This is a genomic window from Lacticaseibacillus rhamnosus (genome assembly GCF_900636965.1).
Taxonomy (GTDB): domain Bacteria; phylum Bacillota; class Bacilli; order Lactobacillales; family Lactobacillaceae; genus Lacticaseibacillus; species Lacticaseibacillus rhamnosus.
Genome location: NZ_LR134331.1, coordinates 1,198,971 through 1,218,725, shown reverse-complemented (window position 1 = coordinate 1,218,725; position 19,755 = coordinate 1,198,971). Strand labels below are relative to the sequence as shown.

The 19,755-nt window shown below is 47.9% G+C and carries 20 protein-coding genes; 4 read left to right on the top strand and 16 right to left on the bottom strand.

Annotated features, from left to right (window positions below; genetic code table 11):
- Positions 1-19: 19 nt before the first annotated feature.
- The 5 genes from msrA to EL173_RS06360 form a co-directional block, all read right to left on the bottom strand.
- Positions 20-859 (bottom strand): peptide-methionine (S)-S-oxide reductase MsrA, encoded by an 840-nt coding sequence (msrA, locus tag EL173_RS06380; protein WP_005689054.1) that lies wholly within the window; start codon positions 857-859, stop codon positions 20-22.
- A gap of 180 nt (positions 860-1,039) precedes the next feature.
- On the bottom strand, positions 1,040-1,732 hold the full coding sequence (locus EL173_RS06375; protein ID WP_005689052.1) for a histidine phosphatase family protein: 693 nt from the start codon (positions 1,730-1,732) through the stop codon (positions 1,040-1,042).
- Positions 1,733-1,825: 93 nt separating this feature from the next.
- Positions 1,826-2,695 (bottom strand): L-serine ammonia-lyase, iron-sulfur-dependent, subunit alpha, encoded by an 870-nt coding sequence (gene sdaAA, locus EL173_RS06370; protein WP_005684865.1) that lies wholly within the window; start codon positions 2,693-2,695, stop codon positions 1,826-1,828.
- 47 nt (positions 2,696-2,742) lie between these two features.
- Positions 2,743-3,408 (bottom strand): L-serine ammonia-lyase, iron-sulfur-dependent subunit beta, encoded by a 666-nt coding sequence (gene sdaAB, locus EL173_RS06365; RefSeq protein WP_005689050.1) that lies wholly within the window; start codon positions 3,406-3,408, stop codon positions 2,743-2,745.
- 165 nt (positions 3,409-3,573) lie between these two features.
- Positions 3,574-4,182, bottom strand: a complete 609-nt coding sequence (locus tag EL173_RS06360) for a DUF1054 family protein (protein ID WP_005689048.1) — start codon at positions 4,180-4,182, stop codon at positions 3,574-3,576.
- Between the two features lie 164 nt (positions 4,183-4,346).
- On the opposite strand from EL173_RS06360, the gene EL173_RS06355 reads away from it, so the two are divergent.
- Entirely contained in the window at positions 4,347-4,769 is a 423-nt protein-coding gene (locus EL173_RS06355) for a YueI family protein (protein ID WP_005689047.1), read from the top strand.
- Between the two features lie 181 nt (positions 4,770-4,950).
- Here EL173_RS06355 and EL173_RS06350 read toward each other — a convergent pair whose 3' ends face one another.
- Positions 4,951-6,915, bottom strand: coding sequence for a hypothetical protein (locus EL173_RS06350; RefSeq protein WP_029778431.1), 1,965 nt, complete (start codon positions 6,913-6,915; stop codon positions 4,951-4,953).
- A 337-nt stretch (positions 6,916-7,252) separates the two neighbouring features.
- Here EL173_RS06350 and EL173_RS06345 point away from each other — a divergent pair, with 337 nt between their 5' ends.
- From EL173_RS06345 to EL173_RS06325, 3 genes are all read left to right on the top strand, one after another.
- Complete coding sequence (locus EL173_RS06345) at positions 7,253-8,548, top strand: replication-associated recombination protein A (protein WP_014571286.1); 1,296 nt, start codon at positions 7,253-7,255, stop codon at positions 8,546-8,548.
- A gap of 743 nt (positions 8,549-9,291) precedes the next feature.
- Entirely contained in the window at positions 9,292-9,570 is a 279-nt protein-coding gene (locus EL173_RS06330) for a hypothetical protein (RefSeq protein WP_005684873.1), read from the top strand.
- A 60-nt stretch (positions 9,571-9,630) separates the two neighbouring features.
- A complete protein-coding gene (locus EL173_RS06325; RefSeq protein WP_005684874.1) occupies positions 9,631-10,131 on the top strand; it encodes a universal stress protein in 501 nt (166 codons plus the stop codon).
- A 191-nt stretch (positions 10,132-10,322) separates the two neighbouring features.
- On the opposite strand, the gene EL173_RS06320 is transcribed toward EL173_RS06325, so the two are convergent.
- From EL173_RS06320 to EL173_RS06275, 10 genes are all read right to left on the bottom strand, one after another.
- On the bottom strand, positions 10,323-11,210 hold the full coding sequence (locus EL173_RS06320) for a helix-turn-helix domain-containing protein (RefSeq protein WP_005716240.1): 888 nt from the start codon (positions 11,208-11,210) through the stop codon (positions 10,323-10,325).
- Positions 11,211-11,873: 663 nt separating this feature from the next.
- Positions 11,874-12,842, bottom strand: coding sequence for a DUF2785 domain-containing protein (locus tag EL173_RS06315; protein ID WP_005689038.1), 969 nt, complete (start codon positions 12,840-12,842; stop codon positions 11,874-11,876).
- Positions 12,843-12,902: 60 nt separating this feature from the next.
- Positions 12,903-13,283, bottom strand: a complete 381-nt coding sequence (locus EL173_RS06310; RefSeq protein ID WP_014571283.1) for a DUF1694 domain-containing protein — start codon at positions 13,281-13,283, stop codon at positions 12,903-12,905.
- Positions 13,284-13,617: 334 nt separating this feature from the next.
- Positions 13,618-13,800 carry a hypothetical protein gene (locus EL173_RS06305; protein WP_005684879.1) on the bottom strand — a complete coding sequence of 61 codons (183 nt, stop codon included), beginning with the start codon at positions 13,798-13,800 and terminating at the stop codon, positions 13,618-13,620.
- A 241-nt stretch (positions 13,801-14,041) separates the two neighbouring features.
- Entirely contained in the window at positions 14,042-15,478 is a 1,437-nt protein-coding gene (gene sufB, locus EL173_RS06300; RefSeq protein WP_005689032.1) for a Fe-S cluster assembly protein SufB, read from the bottom strand.
- On the bottom strand, positions 15,471-15,917 hold the full coding sequence (gene sufU / locus EL173_RS06295) for a Fe-S cluster assembly sulfur transfer protein SufU (protein WP_005684883.1): 447 nt from the start codon (positions 15,915-15,917) through the stop codon (positions 15,471-15,473). Before sufU ends, sufB begins: the two co-directional genes overlap by 8 nt.
- Positions 15,904-17,100, bottom strand: a complete 1,197-nt coding sequence (locus EL173_RS06290) for an aminotransferase class V-fold PLP-dependent enzyme (protein ID WP_005689030.1) — start codon at positions 17,098-17,100, stop codon at positions 15,904-15,906. Before EL173_RS06290 ends, sufU begins: the two co-directional genes overlap by 14 nt.
- Positions 17,093-18,124 carry a SufD family Fe-S cluster assembly protein gene (locus EL173_RS06285; protein ID WP_005689028.1) on the bottom strand — a complete coding sequence of 344 codons (1,032 nt, stop codon included), beginning with the start codon at positions 18,122-18,124 and terminating at the stop codon, positions 17,093-17,095. The genes EL173_RS06290 and EL173_RS06285 overlap by 8 nt, the downstream gene beginning before the upstream one ends.
- Positions 18,117-18,884: a Fe-S cluster assembly ATPase SufC gene (gene sufC / locus EL173_RS06280; RefSeq protein WP_005684886.1), complete on the bottom strand. Its 768-nt coding sequence runs from the start codon at positions 18,882-18,884 to the stop codon at positions 18,117-18,119. The genes EL173_RS06285 and sufC overlap by 8 nt, the downstream gene beginning before the upstream one ends.
- Before the next feature lie 180 nt (positions 18,885-19,064).
- Positions 19,065-19,754: a methionine ABC transporter permease gene (locus EL173_RS06275; protein ID WP_005684887.1), complete on the bottom strand. Its 690-nt coding sequence runs from the start codon at positions 19,752-19,754 to the stop codon at positions 19,065-19,067.
- Position 19,755: the final 1 nt, after the last annotated feature.

The window sequence follows — 19,755 nt, the reverse complement described above, 5'->3', positions numbered from 1 at the left end:
CATCATCCCCTCGGCCAAGCTACTTAGCTTTACGGCGTTTCAGCAACACCCGCAAATCACCTTGCGCATGCTGAAACTTAAGAAATTGCTGGCGGGTTTTTTCAACCAACTGGTAACGTTGCGGATTCTTTTTGTAAAAGTCCTGATGATAATTTTCTGCAGGCCAGAAAGTGGCAGCAGGTTCAATGGCCGTCACAATCGGCCGCACATAACGCCCGGAAGCCGCCACCTTAGCTTTAGCAGCTTCAGCAATTTGACGTTGGCTCGGTCCGGCAACGAAAATGACAGGGCGATAATGACCACCGCGATCTTGAAATTGCCCCAATGCATCGGTTGGATCCGTTAATTGAAAATACAAGTCAACCAATTCCTGATAGCGAATCCGCCGCGTATCGAAAATAATCTCCACTGCTTCGACATGGCCAGTCTGGTCACTGATGACTTGCTCATATGTCGGATTGGGTACGTCCCCACCTGTGTAACCAGAAATGACTGATTGAATACCGGGCTGATCAACAAATGGCTCAACCATGCACCAGAAACAGCCACCAGCAAAAATGGCCCGCTCCTGATAAGCCAGATCATGCTGAAAATGTGCACTAATATCCGTTGTTTGCGCACCTTCAGAATCACCTGTCTGCGCCCGATAAAAATCGGCTACATCCGGCGTCAGGTTATCGCGAATCGCCAAGGGTCGCAAGCTTGCTTTTAGTTGATCCCAGCTCGCCCCGACAGAAGCGCCGCCTTCCACCTGCTGTTTGGCCCGCACTAACTGTTGGCGCTCAAACGCACGCGTGCCTGGCGCTAATAGTAAATTGGTCAACTTGGCAAGATAAGCTTCGACTGTCAGCTTCATCATCCACCGCCTCCACTTCAAAATTCACCTTAAGTATACGCGCGCACGGCCGATTTAGATAGTGCACAATCTTTTCGAAAATAACAGGGTATCCGCAAAAAATGACTTGATTTTCCGTTCACCAGCACTCACAGGCGCAAAAAAAACGCCTACTTGATGATGTGACTAAGCAGACGTTTCTTTTCAAGCATCGTGGGTCCAGGCTTCCTTCAAACCCTGATCGCGAAAACTCGTATTATCCAACCAGGCGACTTTAAACCGGCCATCTTGGTAGGTCACCTTGCTAACACTGGCATTGGTTAGTTCAGTACGATTGGGCAAAACGCCTCCATGTGCACGTAACCATAACAAGCTAGCCGTGCCGTGACTCACGACGAGTACATTGGACTGGCCGGCTGTTTCCGCCGCTGCAACAATCCGACGCAAGGCAAAATCATAGCGGGCAATAACTTGTTGACTGTCTTCCGCCTGATTCGTGGTATCGGCGGCATGAAACCCGTCCGCAATCGCTTCAATCGGCACTTTGCCACTGGTGACCAGCTGATGATAATCTGGAACCTGAAAAACTTCCTGGGAAACATCTTCCAGTTCACGGCCTTCAAAAATGCCATCATTTTGTTCACGTAGACCGCTGTCAGTTTCAACTGGCAACTTTTTTTGCATCCCTAATAAGATCTGCTGGGCGGTTTCCTGCGCGCGAATGAGATCACTTGCCACTATACGCTCTACCTTCAAACCACTCGTGCGCAAACCAACACCTAAAGCAAATGCCTGTTTACGCCCGCGCGCATTCAAGTGTGAATTCGTCACGCCTTGAATTAAGCGGCGCACATTGCCTGCTGTTTCACCATGTCGAATAATATATAAATTAATCACGATTGACCCTTTCCAAATGCCTTGTTGCCAGTAACGCCGTTTAAATAAAACTCATGCCGGGTAAAAATCTGTCGTGCCGTCATTGAATCACAATTACTTTTTGCCGAAGATTTGTTCTTTCAGCCGTAAGCCAGTTGGTGTCGTTGCTAGGCCGCCCTCACCGGTTTCCCGCAATGTTGCTGGCAACTGCATGCCGACGCGATTAACCGCTTCAATCACCTCATCGGCCGGAATCACACTGATGCAACCGGCCAATGCCATGTCAGCGGAAATCATGGCTTGACTTGCTCCCAATGCATTTCGCTTCACACACGGAACCTCCACCAAGCCGGCAACTGGGTCACAAACCAACCCCAGCATGTTTTGCAACGTAATCGCAACGGCGGTGGCTGCCTGTTCGGCACTGCCGCCATTAGCACAAACCAACGCCGCCGCAGCCATCGCACTGGCCGAGCCAACTTCTTCCTGGCACCCGCCTTCTGCTCCGGCAATCCCGGCATTATTTGCAATGACCAAGCCAAACGCCCCAGCGGTAAAAAGAAAATCAAGCTGCTGATCATGCGTCAGGTGCAGGCGATCACGCATCGCCAACAAAACACCGGCCAGAACTCCTGCCGATCCCGCAGTCGGCGTCGCACAAATCAGCCCCATTTTAGCGTTCACTTCATTAACTGCCACTGCATTGCGAACAGCCTCCATGATCGGTTTACCGCTCATGAACCGGTCATCAGCAATATAATGGTTCAGCTTTTTGGCCTCGCCGCCGGTTAACCCGGTGACACTTTTGACCCCGGCAATGCCTTCCTTAACCGAGCGTTCCATCACTTCCAGATTACGGCTCATTAAATGACGGATCTGTGCTTCAGTCCGCGTTGAGTTTTCGACTTCCGTATGCACCATGAGTTCGGCAACCGAGGAGAAGGCATGACTTTGTTCTACAAGTTCTTTAACGGTATAAAACATGATAAGCTCCTTTATTAGCCAGTTCGTAACCAGTTGTTAGCGCGTCATCACTCAAAGTAAGTGACATTGCGCATATGCGGTAATAATTTCAATTTGGCCAAAATATCATCATGATAATCATCCGTTTCAATGATCATAATTGCCTGTTCCCCTTTAGCGGTGCGGGTCACCGTCATTGTCCCGATATTAATGCCGGCATCGGAGAAAATCTTGGTGACCTGTGCAATCATCCCCGGTACATCGTCATGAATGGTGATATAAGTCGGCTGACCCATGCTCAACGATATCTTAAACCCATTGATTTCCGTGATCTGAATATTCCCGCCACCAATGGAAACCCCGGTGACCGCTAACCGGTGATCACCGGCTTGCAAGACAATATGTGCCGTGTTAGGATGATCAACCTTATCGCTTTTCGGCACAAAACTCACTTTAATCCCTTGGTCATAGGCCAGCTTCAGCGATTCCGGCAACCGCGGATCATCGGGTGCCATCCCCAACAGCCCTGCTACTAGCGCCACATCGGTACCATGACCGCGATAGGTTTTGGCAAATGATTCGTAAAGGTAAATCGTAATCGTCTCCGGGGTTTCGCCAAAAATATCGCGCACGACTTTACCGATCCGCGCTGCCCCGGCTGTATGTGAGCTACTAGGCCCCACCATAACCGGTCCAATAATATCAAAGACGCTGTGAAAACGTACATCTGGCATAGTTTTCTCCTTTATGATGACCGAAGTCGAAGTTTTCAGTCGTTCAAGCCGACAACCCGTTTCTTAATCAGTGTGATTTTACCACCCTGATGTTTTCACTGCTAAGTTTTTATCAGCTTTTTTTGAAATCACATCAAGAATCGAAATCATGACAAGTAGTTATGCTTACCGGACAGCGGCAGTATTTTGAACTAACCGCGCAAATACCGGCGCTAAGGTTCGCACCCGCTGTTGTATGTCTAACCATAGCTTATCAGGTATTTGCCAAAGCGGGTCGCTTGCCAGATAAACCCAGCCAACCAGAAATTCCGCACTTTTTACGGTCTCAAATCGTTCAATCGTCTGTGCCAATGACGCAGCGGTTAACGGCACGGTTGCCTTAGATGTATGCTCACTAGCCAGTAACCAACTGTCAGGTAATGTCGAAATAACATCAGTGATACCTGAAAAATCATTCGGTACAGGTTTACTTTCGCGCAAACAGGACAGCCACAAAAACAGGCGATCATCCCAAAAACCTAACGCCAGATGCGGCAACATTTTATAGCCGCGGCGACTCGTGGAAAAGGCTACCCAGGTGTTTGGCGGCGGGTTCTTATGCCGACGCCGATGTTGGGCAATATGGGCAAAAATTGGTTGGTTCGGCGTCTGCAACAATGGCACAATGCTCTGCGCGGCTTGCGTAAACTTCGGATCCAACTGTTGCCGAATCAAGGCCATCCGCGCACTTAGCGTTGGCGCAGCAAAAACTGCAAAGTCGTCACTTGTAAACACCCTTTCGTCATTCCTTTCTTTACGCTAGAACATGTTACAATGAGGTCATATTGTAACGCGTTGTCAGGTTTCAACTTTACGACTCGCGTTCACACAACAAGACGGTTCACCAGGGATCGTTATATCTTTAATTGATCAAACCAATCATAAGGAGGCTTTTCATCATGGCAGAAGACAATATGCAGGAACATCTCAACAGTGCATTATACGGCCCACCGCAAACCAAACCCGACGAACGCCGCAAGTACATGGGCTCGTTACGTGAACGGGTCGCTTTATGTATCAGCAATCAGGAACTGGCTGATCCCAAACGACAGCATCAGGTTGCCCCATTTTTAAAAGATTTCCATGACCGCAACTATAAAGCCCTACTCAACGGCAAACTTGATAATGCCATTACCGGTCCTTACATGAAGCTCCTCACCGATGCCAATGTGCCATTTACATTGGTTGCTAACGAAACGGCCCAAACTGCCGATACCGCGCCTGGGCTGCTTATTGTGGCAGCCACTGCCATCAATCAGGCTAACATCACATTGCCGCCACTTGATGACACGCAAGAAAAGCCTAAGAAAAAGTGGTTTTGACTTATTTAAGCAACCGCTAAAGACATTTGGCGCAACTTAACAAATATAATGGAATGTGACCGCACCTAAATGTCAGCATCGTGCCCGTAACGCGCAGAAGCATGATCATGAACGGTGTAACCCAACCGACCTTAGAGCAAATTTACCACGCTGAGGTCGGTTTTAATATGACCTCGTTTACTTATCTCACAGCAAACAGCCAGTTTAGCAATGCCGGGGCAAGTGCGCGTGATTCGCCCATGTCCAGGTGCAAAGGCGCAGCGAGATCCGGTACCGGATTGACACTAATTACGTTCGCCTGCCCATCTGCCTCCGGATCATATGGTGCATACAGATTATCAATCACAATGTCGACAGCTGCTACCGGCAAATCAAGTGTGGCGGCAGCTTTTAGCGCCAGTTGCTTGTAACTGTCATCAATCTCGTCCGTCACGTCATACAAATCGCCACCGGTTTGCGGATGCGCGGCAGTGGTTAAGAAAACCTGCTGCCCGCGTTGAAGCACAGTCTCAGGTGTCAACGCTTGTGCCTTTAACTGACGGCGCGCGCTAGCATCAAGCTGCAATTGCCGGGAAGTCGCGCGGTGACCATTTTTCAAGGCGATCAATTCCTTAATGGCTTTGCGCCCATCGCCTACAACATTAGCTGCTGCTGTTTCCAAAACGCTGAGCACTTGTTGCCCGATGATGGTAAAATGGTAGGTCGTGCCGCGTGCCATCATTTCAATGAGCACCCCATGATGGCGATTGGCTTCATGAAAGGCTCGGTCAAACTGCTTTTCAGTCGGTGGTATCGAAAACTGCTCAACCGCTTCGCCTTGGCTGCGTGCCTCGGGTTTCACCACAATACTTTTATGCGCAAAGCTGTGCTCAAAAGCTGCTTTGGCATCCGGCCATTTAGTAAACTTAGCCCCACGTGCAACTGGTATTCCTGCTGCGGCCAGCAACTGTTTGGCTGTGTGCCGATGGGTGGCAACGATCATGGCATTGGCTGGCGTATAGTTGGTAACAACGCCGTCTGCAATGACTTGTGTCTGGGTATCCGTGGCAATTTGCACCAGATTCTGTTGACGATCCAGTATCGTGAACTGATACCCCCCATCCATAGCAGCTTGTAACAATGTCTGGGTGTTTTCCGATAAATCTGTCATCCCCGGCAACTCATTGGTACTGGTTAAGTCCGCCTGTGCTTGCCGACTCAATGACTCATCCGCAGCTGTTTGGTCATGAAACGTTGCAAGAACTTGACTGGCAAGGCTCGTTTCCGGCTTCACTAATCGCGTCTGCATCAATTCAAAAGCTTGTTTTTGTTGCGCATCAATGCCAACATGATTTAACCATGTCGCCATCGCATCCAGCATTGCCGGCAGCTCGGCGACTTTGGCATCAGGTGCCATCTGGGCAATTGTCCGCGCCTGCATGACAGCATGCCGGCGTACTTCACTTGCCGCGGCAACCGGAATGGCCGGTTGACTTAGCGCAAACCAGCAGCTATCACGCAAGAATGTCAGCATTTGGGTCGTGATCCCGCTAGCAGCGTACGGATCAAGCTCCACCACAACGTCCAGCGCAAGAATTCGATCCAAGTGGTCTGGATCCGTCACTTTTTGAACCAGTTGCCGTTCCTGATCCGGTGACGGCCAAAATGCGCGGTGACCGTCAGCTGGAGAAGCAGAAAACAAGTAAGTCAACAATGGCAACTGCCGCGTTAACCCGTCTGCTACCAACTGATAAACTTCATTACGATAGGCAACATATTCCGGACCATGGCCCTGAAAATTCTCTGCTGTGTACAACCGTTCAAATAGTGTTTCCGGTAAAACTATCCGGACCGTTTGCTGGTTCACTTTTTCCGCGGTAAAAGCCGATAAGTGCCCTGCTTCCGGTAATGCCGTCCAAATTCGACTTAGCCCAGCCCGTAACTGGTCAATAACGGCAGGAAAATCGTCTAGTAATGGGGTTACGATTTGCAACACTGAAGCAGAAAGTGGCTGAACCAAAGCATGGCGGCTACGTTGCGGCCACTGCGGTAAGTTGGTTTCTGCCGGCAGAATGGGTTTGACAGTTCGAATCACACCCATTCGCGTCTGAGCGGCCAAGCCAAACAAATGTTCTTTTCGAATCAGTTGCCAATAATGATTCACAATGTGTCATTCCTTTAATTGATGATTTAAAATTAGATTAACACGCAGCCGGCGGGTTTAACAGCATGCTTGTAAGGGTGCAGCATTTTTTGACTGTTAGAACTGCAAGCAGCCGAATTTTAAAATATGATTTTTTAATGTATCAGGTGACCGCATGAGGTGCTCGTCGACGTAGACTCGGCTCACGCTCACTTTCTATAACGCGTTCGCAGTCGCAGCAATCTACGTGTAAGGACCTCAAGCCTAAATGGCCAAAGCCCGGCCATTTAGGCTTGAGGCCGCTTACACTCCGATTGCTAAGCGCTCCTGCTCACGCTCACTTTCTTTAGGAGGGATCTTTTTGCAGCAACCGCTTGCTTTTCGCATGCGTCCTCAAAATCTAGACGAAGTTGTCGGTCAACAAGAGCTTGTTGGTCCCGGACGAATTATTCGCCGCATGGTTAGTGCGCATCGTTTGAGTTCTATGATTCTTTATGGTCCGCCCGGTACTGGTAAGACGAGTATTGCCAGTGCCATTGCCGGCAGCACAAAATATGCGTTTCGAATCTTAAATGCCGCTACCGATACCAAAAAAGATCTGCAAATTGTTGCCGAAGAAGCCAAGATGAGCGGAACCGTGATTCTGTTGCTCGATGAAATTCATCGATTGGACAAAACCAAGCAGGATTTTCTATTACCACTATTAGAAAGTGGGCGCATCGTTCTCATTGGGGCCACGACCGAAAATCCGTATATGAACATCCAACCGGCCATTCGCAGCAGAACTCAGATTTTTCAAGTCAAGCCACTAACCCCAACCGATATTTCAACCGCCATTGACCGCGCCCTTGCAGATAACAAACGCGGACTAGGTAAGTATCAAGTTGATTTAACGCCAGAAGCACGCGATTACCTGACCCACACCACTAATGGTGATTTACGGGCGGCGCTCAATGGTCTTGAGCTCGCGGTACTCTCTACGCCTGCTAAAAGTGACGGAACGATCACAATTGATTTAACAACCATTCAGCAAAGCCTTCAAAAACCAGCCATTTCCGGTGATACAAATGGTGACGCTCATTATGACATCATCTCGGCTTTTCAAAAATCCATCCGCGGTTCTGATGTCAATGCCGCGTTGCATTATCTGGCACGTTTAATTGCGATCGGTGATTTAAATAGCATTACGCGTCGACTATTAGTCATTGCGTATGAAGACATCGGTTTAGCCAACCCAACCACGGCCAGTCGAACACTAACCGCGATTCAAAGTGCGGAACGCTTGGGTCTACCAGAAGGACGGATTCCACTCGCCGATGCCGTCATTGATCTTTGTCTGGCACCAAAAAGCAACTCTGGCATCAAAGCAATCGATGCGGCACTAGCTGACGTCGAAAGTGGACAAGCTGGTCAGATTCCTGATGACTTACGCGATGCACATTATCGCGGGGCCAAACAATTGGGCCACGGGCAAGGATACAAACTACCCCACAACTATCCCAACGGCTGGGTGGCACAACAATACCTGCCGGATAACCTCAAAAATAAACAATACTATCAGCCCAAGACAACGGGTCGCTATGAAGCTGCACTTGCCCAACGTCAACAACAACTTAAAAGCTGGCAACACGAAGCCCAAAAGGTGAAGAAAAAGTAACGAAAGCGGTTTCGCTTGCACGAATGGTCGTTCTCGTGCTACTATAACGGTGAAAGTTCTAAGGTGTTCGCGCTTCCTTAACTATCAGTTGACCGAACAGTATCGAGACCTTGGGACCGGAAGAGTCATGGACGGTGCTGCTATTTCACTTAGCGGCTAATGTCCTTGGCGTCTGGGCCCACATAGCTAGCAGCGGGTTTCAACGATCCGGGAAGAAAACGGCACCAGTTAGTCTTTCATAAAAACCAATCATGTTTTTGGCCGGCCAAGCGCCGGCTTTTTTTGTGGTGAGCGCGAGCCGGCGCGGTTAGAAACCGGAGTGTAAGTGGCCTCAGACGTGATGGCCGGGCTTTGGCCATTGCGTCTGAGGTCCTTACACGCAGGTTTCTGCGCCGGGGAGCGCGTTATGGGCGTAAACCAGAGCTCAAGCGGCTTCAGACGTAATGACCGGGTTTTGGTCATTGCGTCCAAGGTCCTTATGTGCAGGTTTCTGGGCTGGCGAACGCGTTATGGGCGTAAACCAGAGCTCAAGTGGCCTCAGACGTGATGACCGCACTTTGACCATTGCGCCTCAGGTCCTTACACGCAGACTCCTGCGCCGGCGAACGCGTTATGGGCGTAAACAGGTGCTCATGTATCAAAACTTAACCACCCACACCCAAACACTTCACCACAAAAATCTCCACCAGCACTCCCACTCACTGTGGCATAATAGAACCAAACAGCTAGGAGGGATTTTACCCGTGACACTCATTTTAATGAGCATCTATGCGCTTTTCGTATTTGCCTTAGCCGCCTATACATGGCGTCACCGCAACCAAAACTTTTTAATGATCAAAAAACCAGCCCCAGCCCTTACCCGTTTTTTGAAGATCTTTACGGTTCTTTTTACGGTGGTCGGTGTCTTTGCCATTATTGGAGGATTAGCCTTCCCAACTTGGGCAAATCTGGTGATTCTGGTCAGTGGGGCTTTTCTGGCCACCATTTTCATTTTTATCAGTCTTACCCAGATCAAGTTGTGAAACGCTTTTCATTTAATTTCATGATGGAATCAAGTACAATGAAGGTAGAGGTGATGAGGAATGTTACAACAATATCAACATATTTTGGTTGCGATCGATGGCTCATATGAAGCCGAGCTAGCGTTCAAAAAAGCAGTTGCCGTTGCAAAACGAAATCAAGCAGAACTAATTCTCATTCATATTGTTGATACCCGAGCGTTTCAAAATGTTTCGAGTTTTGATTCCGCAATGGTTGAACAAGTTACGGAAAATGCCAAGACCACCATGGAAGGTTACGTCGATCAGGCCAAAAAAGCGGGACTAGAAAAGGTCAGTTTCAGTATTGAGTACGGCGCGCCAAAAACAATCATCGCCCGCGACATCCCCAAAGCTAAGAATATTGATCTCATTATGATTGGGGCTACAGGGTTAAATGCCGTTGAACGTCTGCTTATTGGTTCGGTAACCGAATATGTCACCCGAAACGCCTTATGCGACGTCCTGGTGGTTCGGACCGATTTATCAAACAAGCCGGCTCTAGCAAGTACAAAAAAGCCTACCCCACACGAACCAAATGATTAGTTAAATCAACGACTTCATCATATAAATGTTTTAATCAAGAACGAACTACTTTTGTAAGTTAATCATGTCATCTTGCGCCTCGGCAAAGATGCCGGACCGCACCAAAAAATACCTGAGAATGTCGTCAGCTGCAGCAACGATGCTGCAAGACGACTATCTCAGGTATTTTTAAACATCACCGCATAACCGGATTATGCAGTTTCAATATTGGGCTTCTGCGCTGCCATCTCTGCACTTAACCCAGCAGCTAATGTTGTTGAACCGCTGACTTCAGCAAAGGCAATCGCGATTTGGTAAATCTTATCTGCCTGTGGATCGCCCAGTAGTTTCATGGCACGAGCTTTTAGGGTAAACAGTTCGTCAAGCAAAAACAGTTTATCGTGCTTAACTGCTTCGCGAATCCCATGATCGGCATACTTCAAAACGGCCTTGAAGTCACTTAACTCATAGTAAACGCGGGCAATATGCCAATAAATCGTCAACTCAATATCGAGATATTTGCTGTCGGACAATGGTACATGCTTCAACATTCGTAGCGCTTGATCAATATAGACCCGCGAACGATCAAAGGTATGCTTGTCCGCATATGCTAAGCCTAAGCCAAGCGTGGCTAGAATACCGTATAAATCCCGTTCCGAATTAACAAGCGGGCTTAAGACCCGACCAAAAAAGTAGATGGATTCATCAGGGGCATTGTTCTTGAATAACTCAACAATACCTTGGTAGTAGTAATACCGTTTCTGATCGTCTTCATTCTTAATCTTTTCGAACCGAATTTTGCTCAGATTGTCTGCAGCGATTGCATATTGGTGATGGTGAATCTGATAATCAATCGCATTAAGCATTTGTTGAGCCCGATCATGATGCTCAACGACAATATCATCGAGTTGAATACCCAGTCGACTAATAAGCCGCATCAGAATATTCATGCTTGGTACTTTGTTCCGCTTCTCAATGAGGCTAATGGTAGCTTGCGTACAGATATTTGCTGCCAGTTCCGCCTGAGATAGGCCTTTCAACTTACGATAGTAGCGGACTTTATCCCCCAAAATCCGTAGCGTTTGCTGCTCCTTTCGCACACTTATCACTCCCCAGTGTTCCTTCTTACATATCAACATAGAAATCGGCGGGATCTCCCCCTTAACCTAGTGTCAATTATACGGATAACTGGTTTTAAAAGCTAATAATAACAACCGATATTTATTCTATTTTTGTAAAAAAATTTTTTAAATTTTGAGCTTTGATAATGAAAAGGCTCACAACGTTAAAACTAATATACTATAATATCTACTCACTTATAATCATTTATAACTATTTTTATTGGTCAGCCATCTTTAAATTGTTAAAAGTTAGCTAATACGTTCATCAGCTCGGTTTTAATCTCATTTAGGCCTTAACCCATAGTACTCAAGTATCAGTTGAATGATCGCATGCTTTTAACCATTTGCCTTTCGAAAGCATCTTCACCTGGGCAACGACTACGTATACCTTGATCTGCCTTTTTTAACGTGGTAAATAATTTTCTGATCTGCATTTAGTGCAGGATGGTTCACCTGTGCTTCGTCAAGTATCACGTCAACCTAATTATGCCGTTGCAACACACGCCATTCTAATAAAAAACCGATTCAAAACCGCGTTATCACAGTTTTAATCATTCGGAACCAGCTTATATCAGCGAACGTCAGCTGCAACGCCGATTAATATCAAAAATAAATATCTTAATGATCTGGCGCTTCGAACGCTCAAAAAAGATCAACAATCTGTTGAATATAATCCGCAATCGGCTGTGGTAAATCAGCGCGCAACGTTAATGCCTGCAACAAGCGATTGCGATTATACCATTGTACCCAAAAACGGTATGATTCCTGTGGCCGCACATTGACCAGCGTGTGTTGCCAATTTTTCAGACACATCAAAAAGGTCTCACTATAAAACTGATTGACGTTGGTTAAGCTACTGAAATAAAGCGCCAGCCGATGATCTTCCCCAAAAATCAACGGGGTTTCGACCCGTCGCCACGCCTCAACAACGGCAGCCATCAAAAAGACCTTTTCTGAACGCGGAAGAACCGGCACTTGGCTCAATTCCTCAAGCATATTCCCGATATGGGTAAAAGCATGCGCCCAGCCTTTATTCGGAACATAACCGCGACCATCTTTCTCCAGCAAAATATAAGTACCGATATTTTGCACGGTGCTCAAATAATCATTTTTGCTAAGAATATGGTAACGATTCTGATCCGCGTAGATCATCCCACTGAGAATCATAACGGCAAAACTCCGCAGAAAAATCGCGTCATTTTCCGGTTCAAAGATGTGGCTGAACAAAATATCGGGTGCCTGCAAGCGCTTAAAAAGTGCCTTAACTTGTTCATTCGTGAACGCCTCAGCCTGAAACAAATCGTTAAACAGGAAAAACACGCCTTTATCGCGAACAGCCGGATTGGTACTGGCTAAGTGTGCGACCAAAAAAGCAATTTCATCATCGGTCACACTTGGATCGCTGGTTTGTTTAACCCGCTTTTGAATGGCCCGAATTCTGGCGACAGCCGTTTTATCATCCCAGGGAATTTTCAGACTCGTTTTTGGCTCAGTCGCGATGCTAGTGATGACTTTGCCCAGCATGTCCGGTAAAGTCGCGAAGATCTTGCCTTGATTCAACGAAATCCGCAACTGTTGCACGGTGGTTTGAATGGTATCAAGTTGCGTCAAAATGATCCTCCTCTAAAAAATCCTTAGCTGTTTAAGCAGTAATCATGATTAGGATGTTACTTATAACAAAATCGGCCGACTTATTTTCTGGGTCGGATGCGCCAATACCCATCCAAAGTCTGTCGGCAATACCCGTTTGGTCACGCGCATACCGGGCTGATTCATGATCGTAAACGGATACTGATGTGCCAGCGCCTGCATCATATACTGATTCACCAAACTCTCACCCATCCGACCGTTTAAAAATATTCGGTAACCGGGGTAACGCTTCAAGACTGAATCAAGCATTGCGGTGATCTGGGCATCGCGCAGTTGTCGAATCGTCACTGCCATCGCCACCCGTTCGCGAAAATTCCCCAAAAATGCTCGCTTCTCATCCGGTTTAATGGTTGGAATCCCCAGCGCCATCGCCTTGATGAAATGCTCCAAGTCCTCAGCCATCATCCGCCTCCTATTAATCCAGCTACATTGCTACCCGACCCCAGCCGCATTCTTTAGCTTAAGGTGAGTATTCATACATTCATTCATTGTAGCACCCCCACATAACGTGAGCCAGCCTGCTAAATCGCATCAGTATCCAACCATGGTCATCATTAAACCTGCAAAAACGTCGACAAGGCTCAATGACCCACTTTGCTGAGTCATTGAGCCTTATCGACGTTGTCAACCTATCAAGACTGATCAGTCACCACACTCAAAGTGCCGGACTTTTCAATCAGTCCAACCGATCTTACGAAAGTCTCCCCTTTCGTATCCGGACCAGCGTATGCCCCAACTAGACCCGTTTTTTTCGATACAAGCTTGCGATTCGCTCAACATATGCCGGTGGCGCCTTTTGAATGCCCTCATAGCGATCCCGGTAATGCCAGATCTGACCGATACTGATGCCTGTTTCCTGCGCAATTTTGGACAACGCCATTGATTGCAAGACCTTTCTTGCCTTGTCGTAGTTATCCATCTGCAGCCCCCTCAATAGAATCATTTTTGGTGCCGCATCTATCATAGCCCAAAAAATTAGGCTTGCCTAATATTTTATGCAAAAAAAAGCCAAACATCACTGTAGCTCCATCCGCAAATGAGGCTACATTGATATTTGACTGATAAATACATCTTAAAAACTTGCACTTAGCTGTTTTTGCCAGATACCTGAAAGACCTGGAAGGTGACCTGAAAGTCTGAGAAACCGCGCCACCAAAGCATCACCCGACAGACCCATCCATCTCCATGCCGATCAAGCGATTAAGTTCAACCGCGTATTCCATTGGCAATTCTTTGGTAAAAGGTTCAACAAAGCCCATAATAATCATTTCGGTTGCTTTGGCTTCAGAAATGCCGCGGCTCATTAAATAATACAGCTGTTCTTCGGAAACCTTTGAAACCTTAGCTTCATGTTCCATTGAAACGGTTGAATTGTGAATCTCATTGTATGGGATCGTATCGCTGGAGCTCTTTTCGTCCATTAAAATGGTGTCGCATTCAACGTGGCAAAAGGCGTTGTCGGCTTTCTTGGTGAAACGCACGGTGCCGCGATAATCCACCGCGCCGCCATCTTTGGCAATCGACTTGGACACAATCGAACTACTGGTATTAGGGGCATTGTGAATCATGCGCGCGCCATTATCCTGATCGACTCCTTCACCGGCGACCGCAATGCTCAACATGGTGCCGTGCGCGCCTTTACCATCCAAGTAAACGCTGGGATACTTCATGGTTGTCTTACTGCCGAGATTACCATCAACCCATTCCATCGTGGCATTATCCAATGCTTGCGCCCGCTTCGTTTCAAGCGAGAAAACATTCTTGCTCCAGTTTTGAATCGTGGTATAGCGACAGTAAGCATCGTTTTTAACAAAGACTTCAACCACCGCGGCATGGAGACTGTCGCTTGAATAGTTCGGCGCCGTGCAGCCTTCGACATAGTTCACATGTGCGCCGGGTTCAACAATGATCAACGTGCGTTCAAATTGGCCGGTGTTCTCGGCATTAATCCGAAAATAGCTTTGAATCGGAACATCGGTTTGCACGCCCTTAGGCACATAGATAAAACTACCGCCGGACCACACTGCCCCGTTGAGCGCCGCAAACTTGTTGTCGCTAGGTTTAACCAATTTTCCGAAGTATTCGTGAACCAATTCCGGATATTCCTTCAAGGCTGAATCCATATCCATGAAAATAATGCCAAGCTTTTCAAATTCATCCCGCATATTATGGTAAACCACTTCGGATTCATATTGCGCACTCGCCCCAGCTAGATATTTTCGCTCGGCTTGTGGCACCCCGAGACGGTCGAAAGTTTTCTTGATGGTATCAGGAACGTCTTCCCAGTCACGATAGGTGCGATCAGTAGCCTTTTGGAAATACAGCATATTGTCTAAATCCAAGTCGGATAAATCCGGTCCAAAGTTAGGCATGGCCAGTTTGCGGTAAGTGGCATAAGCCTTTAACCGATATGCCAACATCCAATCAGGCTCATGCTTTTCAGCGGAAATAGCCCGAACCGTGTCTTCGGTCAAACCGCGCCCGGTCGAGTAAACCGGCTTGATATCATCTTTGAAATCAGCTGGATTCTCATCCGGTAAAAAGTCGATATCCGCGGCAACGACTTCATTATTTTTAGTGTTTTTGGTTTCAGTCATCGGTTTCACCTCTCTGCGTCAAAACTTGCGCGGCTGCTTTCCAAGCTAAAGTGGCACATTTGATGCGCGCCGGAAACTGATGGACACCCTTTAAAACAGCAGCATCCCCCAGAATCTCCGCATCAGGCACCGAACCATTGATAATCAAGTCAGAAAAAGTCTCGACCATCTGCTCAATTTCTGCAGGCGTTTTCCCTAAAATCTGCTCCGTCATCAAACTGGCACTTGCTTGCGAGATCGTACAGCCGCTACCGGAAAAAGCAACATCATCCACCCGACCGGCCTGTTCGCGAATCTGCAAATGCAAAACATCGCCACAGCTAGGGTTACGGACCGTTATTTCATGATCGAAATCGGTTAACGTACCATGATGCCGCGGGTGTTGGGCCTCATCAAGAATGACCGCACGATACATTTGATCCAGTTTAGTCAACGCCATGGAAATACCTCCTTGCCGCCCGAACCGCTTCGACTAACTTAGCAACATCATCAGCATTGTTGTAAACGCCAAAGCTTGCGCGAACGGTTGCCGGAACCCCTAATCGTGCCATCAACGGTTGAGCGCAATGATGACCGGCACGAACGGCAATCTGCTGCTCATCTAAAAAGGTGGCCAGATCATGGGGATGAATGCCCGCCAAGTTAAATGACACCGTTGCCAGACTCGCTTGATTGCCATAAACCGTGACATCCGGTATCGCTGCCAACTCAGAACGCAGCTGATCAGACAGGTCGTGTTCGGTTTTTAATACTGCCGCATCAACATTTTGCTTAAACCAGTGCAGCGCTGTTCCTAATCCGATCACACCGGCAATATTGGGGGTTCCGGCCTCATATTTAATCGGCCCCTCTGCCCAAGTGCTGACATCATCGCGAACTTCTGAAATCATTTCGCCGCCAAACTGAATCGGCGGCATTTTGGCTAGAAGATCAGCGCGACCATAAAGAACCCCGATACCGGTCGGCCCATAAATTTTATGCCCGGAAAAAGCGTAAAAATCCGCGCCTAACGTCTGCACGTCAACGGGCAAATGTGCCACGGCCTGCGCACCGTCAACCACCACCACCGCACCAACTGCATGCGCCTTTTTGGCAATGGCCGCAACCGGTAGCGTATCACCGGCAACATTTGTCACTTGGGCGATGGCAACCAAATTGGTCTCAGGCGTAATCGCTGCAAGCAAGGCAGGCACATCGACCACCCCATCAGGATACACGGGGGTCACTTCAAACTTGGCATGTTGACGCTTGGCTAATTGCTGCCACGGAATAAAGTTACTGTGATGTTCTGCACCGCTAACCACAATCCGTCCGCCTTCAGGAACTGCATGTGGTCCGAATGCACTCGCTACCAGATTCAGGCTATCAGTCGTGCCACGCGTAAAGATGATTTCATCGGCACTTTGAGCTCCCAGAAAATCCGCAACTTCCTGCCGCACTCCTTCATAGGCCTCGGTCGTATCATAAGCCAGTTTATAAAGGCCGCGATGTACATTGGCATTTTCATTAATATAGTAGTTTTGCAGGCTATCCAACAAGGCTTGCGGTTTTTGTGAGGTCGCCGCAGTATCTAAATAAACCAATTCTGGATGAGCCTTAAAAAAAGGAAATTGTTCACGCATCTTCAGCCACCAACGTTCGATCAATCGTTGCAAACAGTTCTTTCTTCAGCCGCTGATCATCAATCTCAGCCAAACCGCCTTCCAAAAAGCCGCGAATCACGAGACGTTTGGCTAACGTTGCTGAAAGACCGCGACTCATTAAATAGTAGAGTTGATCAGCATTGACGCGCGTCACCGAAGCAGCATGCCCCGCGGTGACGTCATTTTCATCAATGAGCAAAATCGGATTGGCATCACCTTCCGCACGCGGCGACAGCATCAGTACCCGATTTTCCTGCTGGGCATCGCTTCCCCGGGCACCTTTGACAATATGGCCAATCCCATTGAATAACAAATGGGCACTCCCGGTAATGACACCGCGCTGGTTAATATGGCCAACTGTGTGCTGCCCTTCGTTGGTCACAGAAGTTGTGTAGCTGACATGCTGACTCCCTGAAGCCAAGACACCGACATTAACCGTTGCTTCAGCATTTTGACCTAATAAGCGGACGTCAACCCGATTCAGGCCGGAGTTATGCGAAAAACCGGCTAATGTCCAGTTAAGTTTAGCATTGTCAGCCAAAGTGGCGGTGCGATTAACCAAAACGGTATCCGCAGAGAAACTATCATAGCTTAACCAATTGACCTGGGCATCAGCTTCAATCACTAGCATTAACCAAATACCCAGCACATGACCGCCACTAGCCCACTTTTCCTGGACGGTGACGTTAGCCCCTTTGCCAACATGAACATACAACAAGCCACCAGCGTTCTTGGGACCAGTCAAGACAATCGGATCGTCCCCACTAACAAAATGGGCAGGAATATCGATAGTCGTTGCGCCTTGAGGTGATTGCAACAGCCAAGCATCAAGGCTCGTTTTGGGATTAAATCGCTGCGCTTCACTGGAGCCGGCAGCATAGGCAATGTCTTGAGGTGCATGTAAAATCACACGATCCTCAACGGCATCAGGTTGATTTTTTAAATAACGTGCTAGTGGGAATTTCGGCAGATTAGGTGCTGGTAAGGTGGTGGTCTCAACCATTCTGATCACCTACTTTAAGATGTTCATACCCGGTCTTTTCCAGTTCTTTAGCGAGCTCCGGGCCGCCGCTTTCGATGATCCGGCCACCTTTCATCACGTGCACCACATCCGGAATAATATAATCGAGCAAGCGTTGATAGTGGGTAATGATCATGCTGCCAAACTCAGGACCACGCATCAAGTTGACGCCTTTTGCGACAATCCGCAGCGCATCAATATCTAACCCGGAATCGATCTCGTCCAGCAGGCCAAAATGCGGGTGAATCATCATCAGCTGCAGAATTTCGTTACGCTTCTTCTCACCGCCGGAAAAGCCTTGATTCAGGTACCGATCCGCCATTGACTCCGGCATTTCCAGCGTTGCCATGGTTTTATCCAACTGGTTCAAAAAGTCAGTAATGCGAATCTGGTCATCTTCTGGGCGCCGCGCATTGATTGCCGCCCGAATGAATTCAGCATTTGTAACGCCCGCTATTTCTTGGGGATACTGCATGCCAAGAAACAATCCGGCTCGCGCACGCTCATCCACGGCAAGATCGAGAATCGATTGGCCGTCAATCAAAATGTCGCCTTGCGTTACCTCATAAGCAGGATTGCCCATAATCGTTTCGGCTAGCGTTGACTTGCCCGTACCATTAGGCCCCATGATCGCATGAATCTCGCCGGTTGCTAATTTTAAGTTAACGCCGGTCAGAATCTCCGGATGCTCTGGTTCAGCTTTAATTTTGACATGTAAATCTTTAATCTCAAGTGTATGCACAACGTTACCCCCGAATGGATTTGACTTTTAGTTATAGGGTCATTTTACGTCAGAAACAGTATACCGGCAAACACGGCAACTTTTTTTGCTTTCTATAAAGTTAATCGTTCATGGTTGTTTGGACGCGTGTAAAGGAAAAGGCAGCACTCAAACGAGAGTGCTGCCAAATCAGCTTAAATTCTAATGATGACTCTTGCGGGCAAAGAAGTCGCCGATGAATTGAACCAGGAAGACCAATGCCAAGATGAAGATCAAAGATACAATGATCACATCATATTGATAACGTTGGTAACCCACGGCGATAGCAAGGTTCCCGAGGCCGCCGCCACCGACCGCGCCTGCCATTGCAGTTAAGCCGATCACGGAAATAATGGTCAAGACCGAAACCCGAATCAATTCGGAAAGTCCTTCACGCAGATAAACCCGCCAGACAATTCCTAATGGCGAGACACCCATCGCCTCTGCCGCTTCAATCACACCTGGATCAACCGTTAACAACGCGTTTTGTACCTGCCGCGCGTAAAACGGGGTCGTGCCGGCGATTAAAGGTACCAATGCCGCAGTCGGCCCAATCCCCGTACCAACAATTGCTCGGGTCACGGGCGTCATAATCGCCAGCAAAATGATGAAAGGGACCGCTCGGAAAATATTAACCAATTTATCCAAAATAAAGTAAAACGGATGATTGGCAAGCAACCCACCTTCATCAGTCAAAACTAGCAAGATGCCGATGATAATTCCCAAGATACCAGCCACGATTGCGGTTAAAGCAGTCATATACAGCGTTTCGTTAATGGCTTGAGTTACGCCGCCATCACCGGACCAGATGGGAACAACGTTAGGAAAATATTTTGTAAAAAATTGTGCCATC